We start from the raw sequence: 17,052 nt of genomic DNA, 5'->3' as shown, positions 1-17,052 counted from the left end.
ATGTCTAAACTGTTAACATCTTTTAAAACAAGTACCTCTTTCTTGGATGGAGCATCTATTCTCATTACAGGTGGAACCGGTTCCTTTGGCAATGCATTAGTGCAGACTCTCTTGGATGAAGCAAACTTAAGACGAATTATTATCTATTCTCGAGATGAACTAAAACAGTATGAGATGCATAATCGATTAGCTAATCACCCCAAATTTCATACTATTCGCTTTTTTATCGGAGATGTTCGCGATAAATCAAGATTACAAATGGCATTACGTGACATTGATTATGTTGTCCATGCCGCAGCTTTAAAACAAGTTCCAGCCGCTGAATACAATCCATTTGAATGTATCCGCACAAATATCATCGGCGCAGAAAATGTTGTTGAAGCTTGTATGAGCCGGAATGTAAAAAAAGTTGTTGCCTTATCAACCGACAAAGCAGCAAATCCATTAAACCTTTACGGTGCAACAAAACTGGCCTCTGACAAAATTTTTGTTGCGACTAATAACTTATCGGGCAAAGATGGTACTCGCTTTTCCGTTGTACGTTATGGAAATGTTATCGGTTCTCGAGGCAGTGTCATTCCTTTCTTCAAGCAATTATTAAATCAGGGTACCGATCATCTTCCTATTACCCATGATCAGATGACCCGATTTTGGATTACATTGCAACAAGGAGTTGATTTCGTTCTAACTTCCTTATCCAGAATGGATGGTGGTGAAATCTATATTCCCAAAATTCCAAGTACGACTATCACTGATATCGCCAAGGCTATGGCACCGAACATCCCCATTAAGATAATTGGCATTCGCCCCGGTGAAAAACTCCATGAAATTATGGTGCCTATGGATGAAGCACGACAAACGGTCGAAATGGATAATTGTTACATAATCCAACCATCTTATGCTTTTTGGCGACTTGGTGAAAATAAACTAGCTGATGCAAAAGAAGTCTCACCAGACTTTGAATATACAAGTAATAACAACCCACACTTCCTTGATATTGAAGAGATCAAGCAGCTACTGAGACACCTTTACCCAAATGAAACATTTTAAATATACCCGTCACAATATAACTGTTTTATCAACGTCGATGTCTTCGTTAAGGTAATATTTTCAGCACTTAAACCTGATTCCCTTAAAACCGTAATGTCACTATATTCCTCTTTTACTTTCTGAAAATATTGAGAAATTTCAGAGAAAGACAAATTTGTCTCAATCTTGAAAACTACATCAATCAAACGTTGTTCGGTATTGATAATTAAATAACACGGATCGCTTACTCGAACCTGTTTTCGATCCAAACCAACTTCTTCAAGTAATTCCGTGAGAACTTGCTTTTCAAGTCCACTTTTATAACTCTTGTCTTCTTCGAAAACATTGTCGTCACATGCCCCCGAAGGGACCAACTCCCAATAACCAGCCTCATCTGCAACCTGATTAGAACGCTTCCCCGCCACAAGGCCGTCACGACAAAGCAGCAAACCTGATACAGCTAATGAGAACCAATCTAATTTAGTCTGTAACATCATATTCCGGCGTAAAGCCAAAAATACTTTATAAGTACTAAGTTCAAGCGTCAGGTTACGATATCCGTAGTTAACCAAACGGCAAACAGGACCATTAAAAAAAATATTTCCCTCTTCCTGCTGAGCTACTTTCCATAGCCTGTCAATTTCATGTTTCAGTGCAGCATCAACGCTCCCGTCTCCCCTAAGATGAATATTTAATTCTCTCGCTAACTTAAAAATCATCAAACCTTGAAAAGAAAAAAGAAAATAGGTTGCTTCGAACCAATCCTTCACAGGCCACGCCTGTTCTTCTTCATAATTATTCCCATCTTGTCCTATCATTAAAGTGCGAATTCCTGCACTCGTCGCAGAACATACACCAGCTTTCGAATCTTCAATGGCAATTATATTATAAAGCTTGCAACCAATTTTTTCAGCGGCTTTCAAATAAGGTTCTTTTGAAGGTTTCCCTTCTTCAACATCTTCACCACACACCAACGCATTCACAAGAGGCCATAATTTGCGAACCTTCAACCAAGATCTTGTACGTTCTTCACTGTTAGAAGTAACAATGATAATCCCCCACCCTTCTTGATGAGCGCGAATTAGAAATTGATCAGCACCGGGCATAATTGCCGCTTTATCATAAAAGCAATCTATAATTTCTTCATACTTCTTATGTAATTCAACAACAGACCCCGGCAAATCGTATCTTTGTTGTAATATGCGTACGACATTCAGTAAAGGAGGACCATTCAGTTGATTAAACTCCTCTATGTCGCCTTCTTCCCCATAAAGCTGCAAAAAACTATAATAAGCTTCTTCCATACAGGAAAGGCTATCCGCCAACGTTCCGTCTAAATCAATGCAAATCGCTTTTTCAATATTTAAGTCCACAAGGTATTTAGAAATACAGCATTCTTCTCCTGTGTCATGGACCGTTTTATTAGCATCACCTAGATATCTAAATCCTGCACGTCGGAAAGTTCGTTTTGAGGGATCATTATTTTTTCTTACTTCAGCATAAACAGACTGGACACCTTGTTGCTTCAAATAATCTTGTACCTCATACAATACCCTGTGGCCCAACCCCTGCTTGCGAAAACTTGGAGCAATATTGATAGAAATCTCCACACAACTCAAATTCCGGTCCAAAGGGTCTTTAAATGGGGCAAACTTCAAGAAACCACAGGGGGTGCCATCAACTTCAGCAAAAACGGGCTGAGGTACCTTCGAAACGGGCATCAAATATTCGTCACAATATTCCCTCCAAAAATTTTCCCACACCTTAGGCGTATGATGATAAGAAACAGCCAAGGTGACCGGGTCATTACGCCACATCATTATTTTTCGTGCATCTTCCTGACTTTTTTTACATGTTTTAAAAGAAATACGAGTCATTATTACCCTACAAATTTTGTCGAACTCTGAATGGTATGTTTTATAGCAGACTCACGAAATTGTATCTCACACAATACAACAGACTGCACATTTTGCCCATAACGGTATTTTTTTCCTTGTCATCAACAAACAGTTCATAAAGCTCAACCTTCCAATAATAATTTTATTATTATTTTTCAATCAACTAGAACAAAATAAACCTTCTGGCACATCCCTTGCATTTAATCCGTCGAAGAACCGGAACTTGCGAGGACGCGATCATGGATAATTTAGCGGTTAACGCGAAAAATAACGGAACTGTTGCCCCGGTGACAGGTCCTGTGGCCCAAACAACAAAAACAAAAGGCACCAACAATAGTGCAGGTTTTGCCGATTTGCTCGCTTTTTCCAGCAGCAATATGAGCACGAACCTAAGCATGTCGACCTCCAAATCATCCAACGAGCCCGCCTATGATGCGCGTTCTGACAAAGGCTATGATGACTCGTACGACGATAAAGCATCCAAAACAGTCGATGCACGCAACGACGACGATGTCGCAAGTGATCGTAGCGATAAATCTGACGACACACGCACAGAAGATCGCCCGGATGATCGCGCAGACGATACACGTCGGGATGCCAGTGATGACAACCGGGATCGTTCCGAACGCGAGGATGCACCGCAAAAAGATGCGGACGCAGGGGACAAGCCCAAAGCAGATAAGAACGAACAAAAAGAAACAACTGAGGCCAACGGTAATGCCTCAAACGATACAGCCGACACAAATGAGGCTGGCGCAAACAGCGAAAACCAAGGCAACGACCTTGCCGATGCAGCCGCCAATGCAAATCTGGGACAAGCCGCTGCTGCCAACGCACAAGGTGCAACAGATCCGAGCGTAGTTGCCGCCGTTGCCTCAACACAGCAGAGCAACACCCAAGGCAATAGCACAAAAACAGGGAGCCAGACGACTGATCCCTTAGCTGTGGATCCGAACGCCAAAAACACAACAACACAGACAACGACCACACAAAACACCGCCCAACAAGGACAAGCTGGTCAGCACGGCAATGCGCAAAACCAGTCTCAGCAGCAAGCGCAGGTCAATAAGGGCGAGCAAAAAGAGATTAATCCGCAACAGACCACACAACAACAAAGCAACACACAACAACAAGCTGCGGAGTTGTCCAAAAAAATCGGTCAGAACCAACAGGCAAATGTTCAGGTCAAAGTCGCAGAAGCGGCTGCGACAACCACGTCTCAGACCTCAACTTCATTGTCCAATGCATCCAGCGTTGCAGCAAACACCAATCAGGCGGGTATTTCCACCCAAAATGGGCAGCAGCAGAATAATGCGCAGTCCAATCTGGGACAAAATGCACAGGCAGGTCTCGCCAATGCACAGGTGCAAAACAATCAAAACAATTCTGCACAGAACACCCAAAATCAGAATTTCGCCAATATGGTGAATGAAGCAAAGGGCGCACAAGCCGCTGCAAAAGGGACCGGCGCACAAGTTGCACAAACAACGGTTGGTGCAGAAACGACGCAAACCGCAACGACAACACAGACGCAAGCCAGCAACCCGACCCAGCAGGCTGAACAGGCCAAGCCGACACATGAGGCCAAACAGCACGTTCACACAACGGCAAAACCTGAACATATCAACGTTGAAATCGCCAAGGCTGCAAAAGCCGGTGCCGATCGCATCAATATCCAGCTTAAACCATTGGAATTGGGTCGGATCGAAGTTCAATTGGACATGACAGGTTCCAAGGTCACCGCAACCGTCACAGCAGACCGACCCGAAACGCTGGAGATGCTGAAACAAGATGCCAAAGCATTGGAAAAATCCATGCGTGAGGCAGGTTTGGACATGGGCGATATGAATTTTAACTTGCGCCAGCAAAACAACGAAGGCCAACAGAGAGCACAAGGCAATGGGTCCGGCAATCTTGGCAACGATACATTAAATGACGCACCTGTGCGCGGCGAAGATATCACGACAGCCGAACAGGAAGCACTGGAACGTCGCGCCCAATTACGCGCTGCCTATGGCGGCGTGGACCTGAGTGCGTAAGGACGAAAGAAGAAAGGTTGAACGATGGCTGACTCAATTTCCGGATTAGGCGCTGCTGCGGTTGCCGGCCAATCACGGGCCGAAACGGACCGTCAAAAACTCGCCGATGACCTCGACGATTTCATGACGCTTCTGACCACACAGTTGCAACACCAGGACCCGTTGGACCCGATGGATGCCAACGAGTTCACGACCCAGTTGGTACAGTTTGCCAGCGTGGAACAGCAAATTTCGCAAAACGCCAACCTTGAAGCCCTCATTAAAGCGCAAGAAACTTCGCAGTTGTCCTCTGTCGCCAGTTATGTTGGACGTATGGCCGAAGTCAAAACCAATCAGGTTCAGGTTTACAACGGCGAAGCTGAATTCAACTACGTTCTGCACGAAGATTCTGTCGGTACTCTCATCAATATTCAGGATGATAACGGACGAACTGTCTTCTCCGGTGAAGGGAACCTGGCGGCCGGTAAGCACGGCGTCCTGTGGGATGGCACGGACCTGAGCGGCAACAAACTGCCGGATGGTCTTTATAAACTGACCGTGACCGCACTGGATGCAGATGGTGCACCGGTTGATGTCACAACCACGGCTGTCGGCAAGATCACAGGGGTCTCTTATGCCGGTGACGAACCTGAACTGATTATGACCAATCAGGCCGTCAAGCTGGCTGATGTCATCTCGTTGAAAGAAGAAGCTGTTGAACTGTCGGAAGTTGACTCAATCGCTGCGGCTCAACTGAAAGCCAAAGCATCCGCACAAGATGCTGCCGCCAGTGCTGAGTCTGCACAGGCTTCTTACGAATCTACACAAGAATATGCTGAAGATTATCCGATCACCGAGATTGAGGCTGAAGTAGAAAAAGCGAAAGTCGCCTCCGAGGCTGCTGCCGCCGCGAAAGCAGAAGCCGCAGAGGCATATGAAACAGCACAAAATGCAACAAGTTCCGCACTTGCAGCCGAGGCGGCACAAACCGCCATTACTGCCGCTGCAAAAGCATCTAAGGCCGCATCTGATGCAGCCCAGGCCAATGCTACAGCTAAAGCTCTCGCAGAGATTGCCGCTGCCGCATAATTTATAACAAGAAGCACAAGCTTCAACGAATAGAGAACCAGTGACCTAGAACGGGTGACTTAAACGATAAGCAAGAATGCTAAAAAAACATTCTTAATGGAGATAAAAGATGAGCTTATACGGCGCACTTTTTTCCGGTGTATCCGGCCTTCAGGCACAATCCAGTGCGATGGGTGCCATTGCCGATAACGTGACAAACGTAAACACCATCGGCTACAAATCGACACAGGTCAATTTTCAGACACTGGTGACCAAGCAAGCCTCCCTGACCAAATATTCCGCAGGCGGCGTTCAATCGAAACCTCGCCAAGGCGTTGATGTGCAGGGTCTTTTACAATCCACGACATCTGCAACCGATATTTCAATTTCAGGCGGCGGTTTTTTCATCGTAAACGAAGCGGGCAGCCCGTCAACGGGTGACATCTATGCCTATTCCCGCGCGGGGTCTTTCCGTGTGGATAAAGAAGGTTACCTGCAAAATACGTCCGGCTACTACCTGCAAGGCTGGCCGCTGCAAACGTGGGATGGTTCAACTCAGGCCGTTCAAAAAGACATTGGCGGCAGCACCTATATGAAATCTTATAGAAACACCGAAGGCGATACGGTTTATATCAACGACAACATCGTGGATAACACCAACCTGCGTCCGCTCAACCTGAAAACAATTGGTGGGACAGCCGTTTCAACAACCACCATTTCTATGGGGGCCAACCTGCCTTCCTCCGCTGCTGTTGGTAAGTCACACAAAACAGACGTACTCATTTACGACTCTTTGGGTGCTGCACACAATATCAACCATACATGGACGAAACGGGCTTCTAATGCATGGGATTTAAGTGTTGTCCCGCCACGCGGCTCAGCCTCAATCGTTGTGGAAGATCAGAATTCTGCTCGCAACAACTATATGTCAATCGGTCGAATGGACTTTGATTCTATTCCTGATGCGGGCAAGTCCATGACGATTAACGTTGATAATACGGACTATACAATTAACTTCAGCGGTTCATCTGATGATCTGGCTCTGCAAACCCGTGACCTGGCTTTTTCAGGCACAAACCCAGCTGATGGAGAAACCTTCACAATGGACGTAGGCGGCACTCCCTATGTCTTCGAATTTGACAACGATAGTTCAGTTACCAGTGGTAATATTTCAGTTTCTATTGGATCCACCTTAAATTCCACAATCAGTAACTTGAACACAGTCCTAAACACTCAAGCAGATACAGTTTTTGGTCAAGGCGAATGGTTCTCCGTATCTGGTGGTACAATCACCTTTAACAACCCCGTGAATGCTGCCGCACCCAACAATGCAGTAACCTTCTCTGAAGCATCCGCAGCTACATTAACTGATGGCGGTCTCACTCCTGCAACATTGGCCCTTGCAGCTGATCGTACCCTTAACATTAACACTAGCGGACGCTCTCTTTCTCAAGTCATGGATAAGGTTGCCGCAGCGGTAAACAACATTTTGCAGACCGAATATGCAGGTACACCTAAATCTCCGCCAAATAATTGGGCCGAACGCATTGCGGGTGAAAATTCAGTCGCCTTTCATAATGGTTCCACCTCTTATGATATATCCGTTGATATGTCAGGCCTAACAACGGCTGGTGTAACTTCGGTTATTCAAGATAGTGCCTTCACAGTTGAAAAACTGGACTCTGCAGCAGCATGGACCGATCCCAATAACTATACACTCGAATTCAATGGCGATGGTACACCGAATAAATTCTTCGGTACAGACGAAGCGACTGCATCTGACCCCCGCATCCAATATAAAATTGACTGGGCCAACGGGGCGGAAGATATGAACGGCTCCGACAGTCCGGCCCTATCGGTCTCCCTTGGGAACTATAACGTGGCCGATGGGATGACACAATTTGGTGATACATACCAGATCAACTATATTGCCCAGAACGGGGCCTCCTTCGGTAACTTTGCCGGTGTCACCATCGGGGAAGACGGTGTTGTGACCGCCCTGTTCGATAACGGCGTGACCCGCCCGATCTTTATGATCCCGGTTGCCACAATGGTGAACCCGAACGGCATGAACAGTCTGTCCGGCAACGTCTGGATTGAAACGGATTTCTCCGGTCAGCCGACCGTGCGTGAAGCCGGTTCTGCCGGGTCCGGTTCCGTACAACAATCTTCATTGGAAGCTTCCACCGTTGATTTGGGGGAAGAATTCACCTCTATGATCACAACCCAGCGCGCCTATAGTGCTGCGGCCAAGATCATTTCCACATCAGACGAGATGCTGGAAGAACTGTTGAGAGTGAAACGTTAAGCCCGTCTCACTCTTGACAATCTCCGATTTTTATCGGTTCTCTTTAAGACTTGGCCCCGGTGTTTTTGCGCCGGGGCATTTTTCTTTTACCGAGGCAAAAAAACACTAGAATCATTGAGCTTTTAAGGCCATTTTAGAGAAGCTGAGTCGGTTAAAGAATCCAATGGGCAAAAATTGCCGGGTTATTAACCTCTTGTTTAGGGTAATCGCGTTAGATTCTAATATGTAGCATCATACGCGGGTCGTACCTGCGGACTATGTAACAGACTTAAACAGGTACATCGGAAGGAACGCATCAAGTGAGCGGTTTTGTAGACACATTAAAAAATCTCGGACCACAGCGACTGGCTGTCGTCGGTGGTGTCATATTGGCTCTGGTTGCCTTTTTCATTTATTTGATGACCCGTTTGAGTACACCGCAAATGGAATTGCTTTATTCCAACCTGAATACAGATGACTCACAACAAATCGTCGCGATCCTGGCGCGTGAACAAGTTGCTTACGACATCGCAAAAGAAGGGGCGGAGATTTTTGTATCCTCCGACAAAGTCGGCCCCATGCGTCTTAAAATCGCTGAAAACGGCCTCCCCACCGGTGGGTCTGTCGGATATGAAGTTTTTGACGGCACCGATAGTGTCGGTTCCACCAACTTTCAACAGAATGTCAATCTGGTCCGCGCATTGGAAGGCGAGCTTGCCCGAACCATCCGTTCCATCAACAACGTAAAAGCCGCCCGGGTCCATCTGGTTTTGCCGCGTCGTGAATTATTTTCGCGGGAACGCCAGCAGCCCAGTGCCTCCGTCATTCTAAAAATGAACAATGCGGAACGCTTAAGCAAAGAACAGATCACGGCCGTTCAACATTTGGTCGCCTCAGCCGTACCGGACCTAAAGCCTGAACGCATTTCCATTGTCGATGACAAAGGCACATTGCTTGCCCGTGGTTTCGAACAACCCGGTAATGCCGACAAGGCACAGGAAATCGAAAACCAGCGTCTGCAAAAACAGGAAGCCATTGCGCGCCGCATCGAGGGATTGCTGGAACGCACCGTCGGTTTTGGTAAAGTGCGCGCCGAAGTTTATGCCGATATGGATTTCTCCCGCGAGACCTCAGTCGAAGAAGAATATGACCCCGAAGGTCAGGTGGTTCGTTCCAGTTCCACAATGGAAGAAAACGAGCAAAGCAACGAAAGCGAAAATGATATGTCCGTGACGGTTGGCAACAACCTGCCGGATGCACAAGATGGTGGCAGCGGTGCAACCGCCGGGTCCAGTGCCAGCCGGACACAGGAAACCGTCAACTACGAAATCTCTAAAAAAATCATTAACCGGGTTCGTGAAACCGCTGTTGTCAATCGTTTGTCCGTTGCCGTTCTGGTTGATGGTATTTACACCCCCGGACAAGATGGAACGGTGACTTATGAGCCGCGCAGCCAGGAAGAAATGGATCAAATTTCAACTTTGGTAAAAAGCGCGATTGGTTTTACGCAGGACCGCGATCAGGTTGATGTCATCAACATGCGCTTTGCCTCCGTTGAGGCCATTGACGATGCACCTGAAATTGTCTTCTGGATTTTCACCAAAGAAGAACTCATGCACTACGCCGAGATGGTTGTCCTTGGTCTTGTTGCCTTGCTGGTCATCCTTTTGGTGGTTCGCCCGCTTATCAAACGTGTGTTCGAACAACAAGCCGCCGCCGAGGCCGCTGCCTTGGCAGAAGCCGAACAGGAAGCTTTGGCTGGTCCGGGTGGTGTTCCGGTTCCATCCGATACCGTGGCTGATGAAGATGACAGTTTCGAGGAGCTTATCGATATTGACCGGGTAGAAGGCCGCGTGAAAGCGTCCTCCGTCAAGAAAGTCGGCGAAATCGTCGAAAAACACCCGGAGGAAGCACTCGCCATTATTCGCAACTGGATGTATCAGGAAGGCTAAGGGTAGGATACGATGGCACGCGTAAAAGACGATTACCGCAGTTTAACAGGACAGGAGAAAGCTGCCATTTTCATGCTGTCGCTGGGGGATGAACATTCCGGTCGGCTGTTTGAAATGATGGATGATGAAGAAATCCGCGAGCTTTCCCAAATCATGGCCTCGCTGGGTTCCGTCAGTTCCACGGTTATTGAACGTCTGTTCGTTGAATTTGCCGATCAACTGTCTTCCGCCGGATCCCTTGTCGGGACGTTTGACAGTACGGAACGCTTGCTGAAAAACGCCCTGCCCAAAGACCGCGTTTCCGCCATTATGGAAGAAATTCGCGGCCCGGCCGGGCGCACCATGTGGGACAAACTCGGCAACGTTCACGAAGCCGTCCTTGCCAACTATTTCAAAAACGAATATCCGCAAACGGTTGCGGTTGTTCTCTCGAAAATCAAACCGGATCATGCGGCACGTGTTCTGTCTTTATTGCCCGAAAACTATGCGATGGAAGTCATCATGCGCCTGCTGCGTATGGAAGCTGTCCAGAAAGAAGTTCTGGACGGGGTGGAAAAAACCCTGCGTTCCGAATTTATGTCCAACCTGGCACGGACCCAACGCCGCGACAGTCACGAATTGATGGCCGATATCTTCAACAATTTGGATCGCAACACCGAAAACCGCTTTATTACCGCCTTGGAAGAACGCAACCGCGAGTCTGCCGAACGCATCAAAGCCCTTATGTTCACTTTCGACGATCTGGTGCGTGTGGATCAATCCGGGATTCAAATCCTGCTGCGTCAGGCCGAAAAAGACAAACTGGCAATGGCATTGAAGGGCGGTTCCGAAGAGGTCAAGGAACTGTTCTTCAAAAATATGTCCGAACGGGCCGCCAAGATGATGCGCGAAGACATGGAAGCAATGGGGCCGGTTCGTCTGCGCGATGTGGACGAAGCACAAGCCGAAATCGTTGTCGTCGCCAAACAATTGGCCGATGCAGGTGAAATCAATATTTCTCAACCGGGCGAAGAAGACGAACTCGTCTTCTAATTGGAGTATATGTAACTTATGAGTACCGTCAAAAGATACATGTTCGAAAACCGAAACTTCGACCCGGATTACGACCCGGAGGCCGATCACAGCTACGCCTTTGACGACGACGACGAAGCCCCCCATCATCACCGGGAGCGCGAGCAGGACGAAGGCGACGACGACGAAGAGGTCGAGGCCCCGCCCCCGCCCACCTTCAGCGAAGAAGAAGTCCTCGCCGCCCAACAAACCGCATTTGATGAAGGCAAAGCCGCCGGACTGGAAGAGGCCAACGCCCAGTTCGAACGCATGATCGCAACCGCACTGACGCAAATGGCACAGACCATCCCGGCTGTGTTTGCAGCCCATAGCAAAAGTCAGGAAGATCACGAAGCCCACGCCTTATCCGTTGCCAATGCGGTTACGAAAAAAATCATTCCCGCCTATGCGGAAAAACATGGGCTGGACGAAATTCTCAACGTGGTTTCCAAATGTCTGGAACCTTTGCGTGCTGAACCGCGTATCATTGTTAAGGTACACGAATCATTGCGTGAAGACTTGCACGACAAACTGGTTAAAATTGCCGATGAACTGGGGTTTGACGGACGGATTGTCACGATGGCACATGATGATATCCTGCCCGGTGACTGCCGTATTGAATGGGCAGAAGGCGGCGCAGAACGCAACATCGAAAATATGTGGCAACTAATTGACGAAATTGTAGAACGAAACTTGACGCAAGGCACCAATCAGGGCGAAACTCATAATCAGGCAGATGCACCCTTGTCAAACGCACAAGATGTATCGGCCGAAAACCGGTCAGAAAATCAGACCGGAATAGAGGAGACATCATTCGATGGCTGACGAAGACAACAACTTGGAACTCAACAATCTGGACAATATGGAAGGCCCGATGGCCCCGGAAAGCCAGATGGGACACTCCGGCCCCAGCATGGGCACACCTGTTCAGGATTTACCGACCAGTGCGCGCGAACTGGAAGCCGTTTACGATATCCCGGTGCGTGTATCTGCCGTTCTGGGCAAGGCAACGATGCCCGTGAGCGACCTTTTAAAACTGGGACGTGGCGCAGTTGTCGAACTTGACCGCAAGGTGGGGGAAGCGATTGACATCTATGTCAACAACCGACTTGTCGCACGCGGCGAAGTCGTCGTGGTTGAAGAACGCCTCGGCGTCACCATGACAGAGATTATCAAATCAGACCGGAGCTGAGTGCAGGAAACATGAGCGAAGGCGAAGGTATCGGCGGCGGCAAAGCCTCTTTAGATAGCGCAACCATCATTGGCCTGATTGTGGCCTTTGCCTTGGTTGGCGCGGCTATTGTCTTGGGTGGATCACCGGAATCCTTTTTCAATCCCCCTTCGGTTTTGATTGTGATCGGGGGAACCATCGGTGTCACCACGGTTTGTTTTTCACTGGGCGAAATGTTGCGGGCCGGTCAATTGATCTTCAAAACCGTTCTCTATAAAAATCAAAATGCCAGCACGGTCGCCGTTCAAACCATACGCATTGCCGAGATTGCCCGCAAACAAGGTGTTTTACAATTGCAGGGCGTTCTTGACGATATCCGGCGCGAAGAATTTTTTTACAAGGGATTGTCGCTGGTTGTCGACGGCACCCCGGCAGACGAAGTCGAAAATATGATGATCGGCGAATTGGAAGCCATGGCCGGACGCCACTACAAAGGGGCGAACATTTTACGCAAGGCTGCCGAATTCGCCCCCGCAATGGGATTGATCGGAACTTTGATTGGTCTGGTTCAAATGCTCGGCAATCTCGATGATCCCAGTACCATTGGTCCGTCGATGGCTGTTGCTTTATTGACAACCTTCTATGGTGCGGTCCTGTCAAACATGGTACTTATGCCGCTGGCGGCAAAACTGGAGCGAAATTCCGACGATGAATTGCTGATTAACCAGCTCTATATTCTCGCCACAGCATCCATCGGACGTCAGGAAAACCCACGCCGTCTGGAGATGATGCTCAACAGTATTCTGCCACCGAACCGTCGCGTTCAATATTTCGATTAACGCAGATATTAAAGAGGCCTAAACCAGATGAAGATTTTGATTGTCGGTACATTGAATGGACAAGTCGGCGCTGCCAGCCAAATCGCAGTGAAGCGCGGCGCAAAAGTCATTCACACCGATAACATCAACGAAGGTTTGGACACCTTGCGCCAAGGCAAGGGGATCGACCTTGTGCTGGTGGATATCCAGCTTGATATTGAAACATTCATCAGCAACCTGAATGGCGAACGCATCAACACGCCCGTGGTGGCCTGTGGTGTTGCCACCGATGCAAAAGCCGCCGTACGCGCCATTCGCGCAGGCGCACAGGAATACCTGCCCCTGCCCCCGGATGCGGAATTGATTGGCGCTGTCTTAAGCGCGGTGGCAGAAGAAAGCCATGCCATGATCTATCACGATCCGATCATGGACGATGTGGTGCGCCTTGCCAAACAAATCGCGCCTTCAGATGCCAGCGTTCTGATCACGGGGCAATCCGGTACGGGTAAGGAGATTATGGCCCGTTTCATCCATCGCAATTCCCGGCGCAAGGATGGTCCCTTTATTGCTGTCAATTGCGCGGCTATCCCGGAAAACCTTCTGGAATCAGAATTATTCGGCCATGAAAAGGGTGCCTTCACAGGTGCCGTGGCGCGCCGGATCGGCAAATTTGAAGAAGCCAACAACGGCACCATCCTGCTGGACGAGATTTCAGAAATGGATCCCCGTCTTCAGGCCAAATTACTGCGAATTTTACAGGAACGTGAAATTGATCGTGTCGGGGGTAAAAAACCTGTTCCCGTCAATGTCCGTGTTTTGGCAACATCCAACCGCAATATGGAACAGTCCGTTGCCAAAGGTGAATTCCGCGAAGATTTATATTTCCGTCTGAATGTGGTTAATCTGCAATTACCGTCTTTGAAAGAACGTCCCAAAGACGTGGAAATTCTTGCCGATCACTTTATCAAAAAATATGCAAAAGCCAATGACATGGCAGAACGGCCTCTATCGCCGACTGCACTGAATAAATTACTGCGCCACAGTTGGCCCGGGAACGTGCGCGAATTGGAAAACACCATGCACCGCGCCGTTCTGATTGCCGGTCCCACTGAAATCGGCGAAGAAGCCATTATGTTAAGCGGCAGTCCCAGCGCACAACCCAGCGCCGACACAGGCCAAGCCACGGGTAATCCGGGGGATTTTGTCGGTCAAACCGTTGCAGATATGGAACGTAAACTGATTATTGCCACATTGGATCATTGCCTTGGCAACCGGACGCATGCCGCCAATGTTCTGGGTATTTCCATCCGCACATTGCGCAACAAGCTGAAGCTATACGGGGACGAAGGTTTCAACGTTCCCGCTGCCGGCGGCAATGGTTAAAACAAGGTAGCGTTTTATGGCAGAACCCAGCAACACCGGTCAACCAGAGGCAGGCGGAGACGCCTTCAATGCCTTTTTCGGGAAGGCAAAAAATGCTTTCTTGAATGGCGATTATGGTATGGCTGTCGGGATTGCAACCATCTTGGTTGTCCTGATTTTCCCGATGCCCAGTTGGCTGCTGGATATTTCGCTCGCCTTTAGTTTTACATTCTCCGTTATGATTATGATGACGGTTATTTTTCTGGAAAAACCGCTTGAATTCAGCGCCTTTCCAACCGTTTTGCTGATTGCAACCATGATCCGACTGGCCTTGAACCTTGCCTCCACCCGGTTGATTCTGACCGATGGGCATGAAGGAACGGCGGCAGCCGGTGCGGTGATCGAAGCCTTCGGCGGCTTTATCATGGGCGGGAATTTCGTCATCGGGATTATTGTTTTCTCGATTTTGGTCATCGTAAACTTCATTGTTATTACCAAAGGTTCCGGTCGAATTGCTGAAGTTACCGCGCGTTTCACACTGGATGCCATGCCCGGTAAGCAAATGGCGATTGACGCCGACTTGTCCACCGGCCTGATTGACGAAGACCAAGCCAAAGCCCGCCGCCAGGAACTGCAAGACGAAAGCACATTCTTCGGGGCGATGGATGGTGCCTCCAAATTCGTGCGCGGCGATGCGATTGCCGGTATTCTCATTACCTTCATCAACGTTATCGGCGGTATTATTATCGGGGTTGTACAAAAAGACCTTGAGATGGCACAAGCCGCCGACAGCTATACCCGACTGACCGTTGGCGATGGTCTGGTTTCCCAGATCCCGGCCCTGATTGTTTCAACTGCCGCCGGTCTGCTTGTAACCAAGGCCGGTGTTGCAGGCACCGCCGACAAAGCCCTGATTGCCCAATTTGGTGCCAATCCGAAAACATTGGGTGTCAGCACCGTTATCCTGTTTGCAATGGCGACTATGCCGGGGATTCCCGTGTTGCCATTTATGCTTTTGGGGATTTTGACCGGGGGTGGGGCTTATATTGTCAGCCAACGGCAAAAGGCCGAAGCCGCCGAATTATTCAAACAGCAACAAGCCGATACGAAAGCCCCTCCAGCCCCATCAGAAGAACCGATCTCGGAAACCATGAAGATCGACATGATGCGTCTGGAATTGGGGTATGGCTTGCTTTCTCTTGTCAATGCCGGGGCAGCGGGGCAGCGCCTGACCGATCAAATCAAAGCCTTGCGCCGCCAGTTGGCCCAAGAAATGGGCTTTGTCATGCCCTCGGTCCGTATTCAGGATAATATGCAGCTTCCGGCCAACAACTATGTCATCCGCATCAAGGAAATTGAAGCTGGCCGTGGTGATCTTCGCCCCGCCAGCCTGATGATTATGGACCCGCGCGGCGAAGACATCAGCCTGCCCGGCGAGGCGACACAAGAACCAACTTTCGGCTTGCCTGCCATGTGGGTAGATCCCACCAATCGGGAAGAAGCCCTGTTTCGCGGTTATACGGTTGTCGAGCCCGGCACTGTTATCACCACCCATTTGACCGAATTGGTCAAAGACAACATGTCCGAACTTTTGTCCTATGCCGAAACGCAAAAACTGTTGGACGATCTGGACAAAGAACACCAGAAACTAATTGCAGATATCATTCCAAATTCCATGAGTGTCGGCGGCATACAACGCGTCTTGCAGAACCTGCTGACCGAACGAATTTCCATTCGCGATTTGCCAACCATTTTGGAAGGTATTTCCGAAGCCACAGGATATACCCGCAATATCAATATGATTACCGAACATGTGCGTTCCCGCCTTGGTCGCCAAATCAGCGATATGCTGGCAAACCATCAGGGGATTTTGACGCTTATTACCCTGTCACCGGAATGGGAACAGATTTTCCTTGAATCCCTCGTCGGGTCCGGGGACGAACGTCAGCTTTCCATGGCGCCTAGCAAAATGCAGGAATTTATTAACGCCATTCGCCAAACCTTTGAACGCCAAGCTATGATGGGGGAAACGCCTGCCCTTCTCACCAGCCCGGCAATCCGCCCTTACGTACGTTCCATCATTGAACGGTTCCGCCCGGCAACGGCTGTGATCTCGCAAAGTGAAGTCCACCCGAAAGCCAAAATTAAAACCTTGGGCCAGATTTAACCCGGCTGTCGATACCATCGCGTAAATGACGAAAAGAATCCTATGATCGGGGCAAGATGCTTTTTTCAAGCCAATCGACTTTGTCGACATACAAAGATATGGCAACAGGTGTTTGGGGCTCTTTTATGAGGAAAATGAAAAACATTTCTCAAAAATAAATAAATAACTTTTAAAGAACAAAGCCCATCAGATAACCAAGGGTTTACGCGGCTTTGGTCTTTTTCTTTCTACC

At 48.7% G+C, this 17,052-nt stretch carries 12 protein-coding genes; 11 read left to right on the top strand and 1 reads right to left on the bottom strand.

Features of this window, described 5'->3' with window-relative positions; all coding sequences use genetic code 11:
• Entirely contained in the window at positions 1-1,050 is a 1,050-nt protein-coding gene (gene pseB / locus IEW74_RS03670) for a UDP-N-acetylglucosamine 4,6-dehydratase (inverting) (protein ID WP_188661705.1), read from the top strand.
• Here pseB and IEW74_RS03665 read toward each other — a convergent pair.
• Complete coding sequence (locus IEW74_RS03665) at positions 1,047-2,906, bottom strand: GNAT family N-acetyltransferase (RefSeq protein WP_188661697.1); 1,860 nt, start codon at positions 2,904-2,906, stop codon at positions 1,047-1,049. The two genes, pseB and IEW74_RS03665, sit on opposite strands and share 4 nt — an antisense overlap.
• Positions 2,907-3,166: 260 nt before the next feature.
• Here IEW74_RS03665 and fliK point away from each other — a divergent pair, with 260 nt between their 5' ends.
• The 10 genes from fliK (at position 3,167) to flhA (ending at position 16,820) form a co-directional block, all read left to right on the top strand.
• Positions 3,167-4,966: a flagellar hook-length control protein FliK gene (fliK, locus tag IEW74_RS03660; RefSeq protein WP_188661695.1), complete on the top strand. Its 1,800-nt coding sequence runs from the start codon at positions 3,167-3,169 to the stop codon at positions 4,964-4,966.
• 24 nt (positions 4,967-4,990) lie between these two features.
• Positions 4,991-6,034 carry a flagellar hook assembly protein FlgD gene (locus IEW74_RS03655; protein ID WP_188661693.1) on the top strand — a complete coding sequence of 348 codons (1,044 nt, stop codon included), beginning with the start codon at positions 4,991-4,993 and terminating at the stop codon, positions 6,032-6,034.
• Positions 6,035-6,143: 109 nt separating this feature from the next.
• On the top strand, positions 6,144-8,321 hold the full coding sequence (locus tag IEW74_RS03650) for a flagellar hook-basal body complex protein (RefSeq protein WP_188661691.1): 2,178 nt from the start codon (positions 6,144-6,146) through the stop codon (positions 8,319-8,321).
• Positions 8,322-8,620: 299 nt separating this feature from the next.
• Entirely contained in the window at positions 8,621-10,252 is a 1,632-nt protein-coding gene (gene fliF, locus IEW74_RS03645) for a flagellar basal-body MS-ring/collar protein FliF (protein ID WP_188661689.1), read from the top strand.
• Between the two features lie 12 nt (positions 10,253-10,264).
• The gene (fliG, locus tag IEW74_RS03640; protein ID WP_188661687.1) at positions 10,265-11,284 is read left to right on the top strand and encodes a flagellar motor switch protein FliG; all 1,020 of its coding nucleotides are present in this window, start codon (positions 10,265-10,267) and stop codon (positions 11,282-11,284) included.
• Between the two features lie 18 nt (positions 11,285-11,302).
• Complete coding sequence (locus IEW74_RS03635; protein WP_188661685.1) at positions 11,303-12,127, top strand: FliH/SctL family protein; 825 nt, start codon at positions 11,303-11,305, stop codon at positions 12,125-12,127.
• A gap of 67 nt (positions 12,128-12,194) precedes the next feature.
• Positions 12,195-12,494: a flagellar motor switch protein FliN gene (gene fliN, locus IEW74_RS03630; protein ID WP_268233799.1), complete on the top strand. Its 300-nt coding sequence runs from the start codon at positions 12,195-12,197 to the stop codon at positions 12,492-12,494.
• 11 nt (positions 12,495-12,505) lie between these two features.
• On the top strand, positions 12,506-13,312 hold the full coding sequence (locus IEW74_RS03625) for a motility protein A (protein WP_188661681.1): 807 nt from the start codon (positions 12,506-12,508) through the stop codon (positions 13,310-13,312).
• Positions 13,313-13,339: 27 nt separating this feature from the next.
• Positions 13,340-14,674, top strand: coding sequence for a sigma-54-dependent transcriptional regulator (locus tag IEW74_RS03620; RefSeq protein WP_188661678.1), 1,335 nt, complete (start codon positions 13,340-13,342; stop codon positions 14,672-14,674).
• 16 nt (positions 14,675-14,690) lie between these two features.
• Positions 14,691-16,820, top strand: coding sequence for a flagellar biosynthesis protein FlhA (flhA, locus tag IEW74_RS03615; RefSeq protein ID WP_188661676.1), 2,130 nt, complete (start codon positions 14,691-14,693; stop codon positions 16,818-16,820).
• Positions 16,821-17,052 lie beyond the last annotated feature (232 nt).

The sequence above is a fragment of the Terasakiella brassicae genome (assembly GCF_014641495.1).
Taxonomy (GTDB): Bacteria; Pseudomonadota; Alphaproteobacteria; order Rhodospirillales; family Terasakiellaceae; genus Terasakiella; species Terasakiella brassicae.
This window is presented reverse-complemented; position numbering and strand designations above follow the sequence as displayed.

What these genes read in the sequence shown, in the direction of transcription:
- IEW74_RS03650 (WP_188661691.1), top strand. Translation starts at nt 6,144, where the DNA reads ATGAGCTTATACGGCGCACTTTTTTCCGGTGTATCCGGCCTTCAGGCA.
- IEW74_RS03655 (WP_188661693.1), top strand. Translation starts at nt 4,991, where the DNA reads ATGGCTGACTCAATTTCCGGATTAGGCGCTGCTGCGGTTGCCGGCCAA.
- fliK (WP_188661695.1), top strand. Translation starts at nt 3,167, where the DNA reads ATGGATAATTTAGCGGTTAACGCGAAAAATAACGGAACTGTTGCCCCG.
- flhA (WP_188661676.1), top strand. Translation starts at nt 14,691, where the DNA reads ATGGCAGAACCCAGCAACACCGGTCAACCAGAGGCAGGCGGAGACGCC.
- IEW74_RS03620 (WP_188661678.1), top strand. Translation starts at nt 13,340, where the DNA reads ATGAAGATTTTGATTGTCGGTACATTGAATGGACAAGTCGGCGCTGCC.
- fliG (WP_188661687.1), top strand. Translation starts at nt 10,265, where the DNA reads ATGGCACGCGTAAAAGACGATTACCGCAGTTTAACAGGACAGGAGAAA.
- IEW74_RS03625 (WP_188661681.1), top strand. Translation starts at nt 12,506, where the DNA reads ATGAGCGAAGGCGAAGGTATCGGCGGCGGCAAAGCCTCTTTAGATAGC.
- IEW74_RS03635 (WP_188661685.1), top strand. Translation starts at nt 11,303, where the DNA reads ATGAGTACCGTCAAAAGATACATGTTCGAAAACCGAAACTTCGACCCG.
- IEW74_RS03665 (WP_188661697.1), bottom strand. Translation starts at nt 2,906, where the DNA reads ATGACTCGTATTTCTTTTAAAACATGTAAAAAAAGTCAGGAAGATGCA.
- fliN (WP_268233799.1), top strand. Translation starts at nt 12,195, where the DNA reads ATGGGACACTCCGGCCCCAGCATGGGCACACCTGTTCAGGATTTACCG.
- pseB (WP_188661705.1), top strand. Translation starts at nt 1, where the DNA reads ATGTCTAAACTGTTAACATCTTTTAAAACAAGTACCTCTTTCTTGGAT.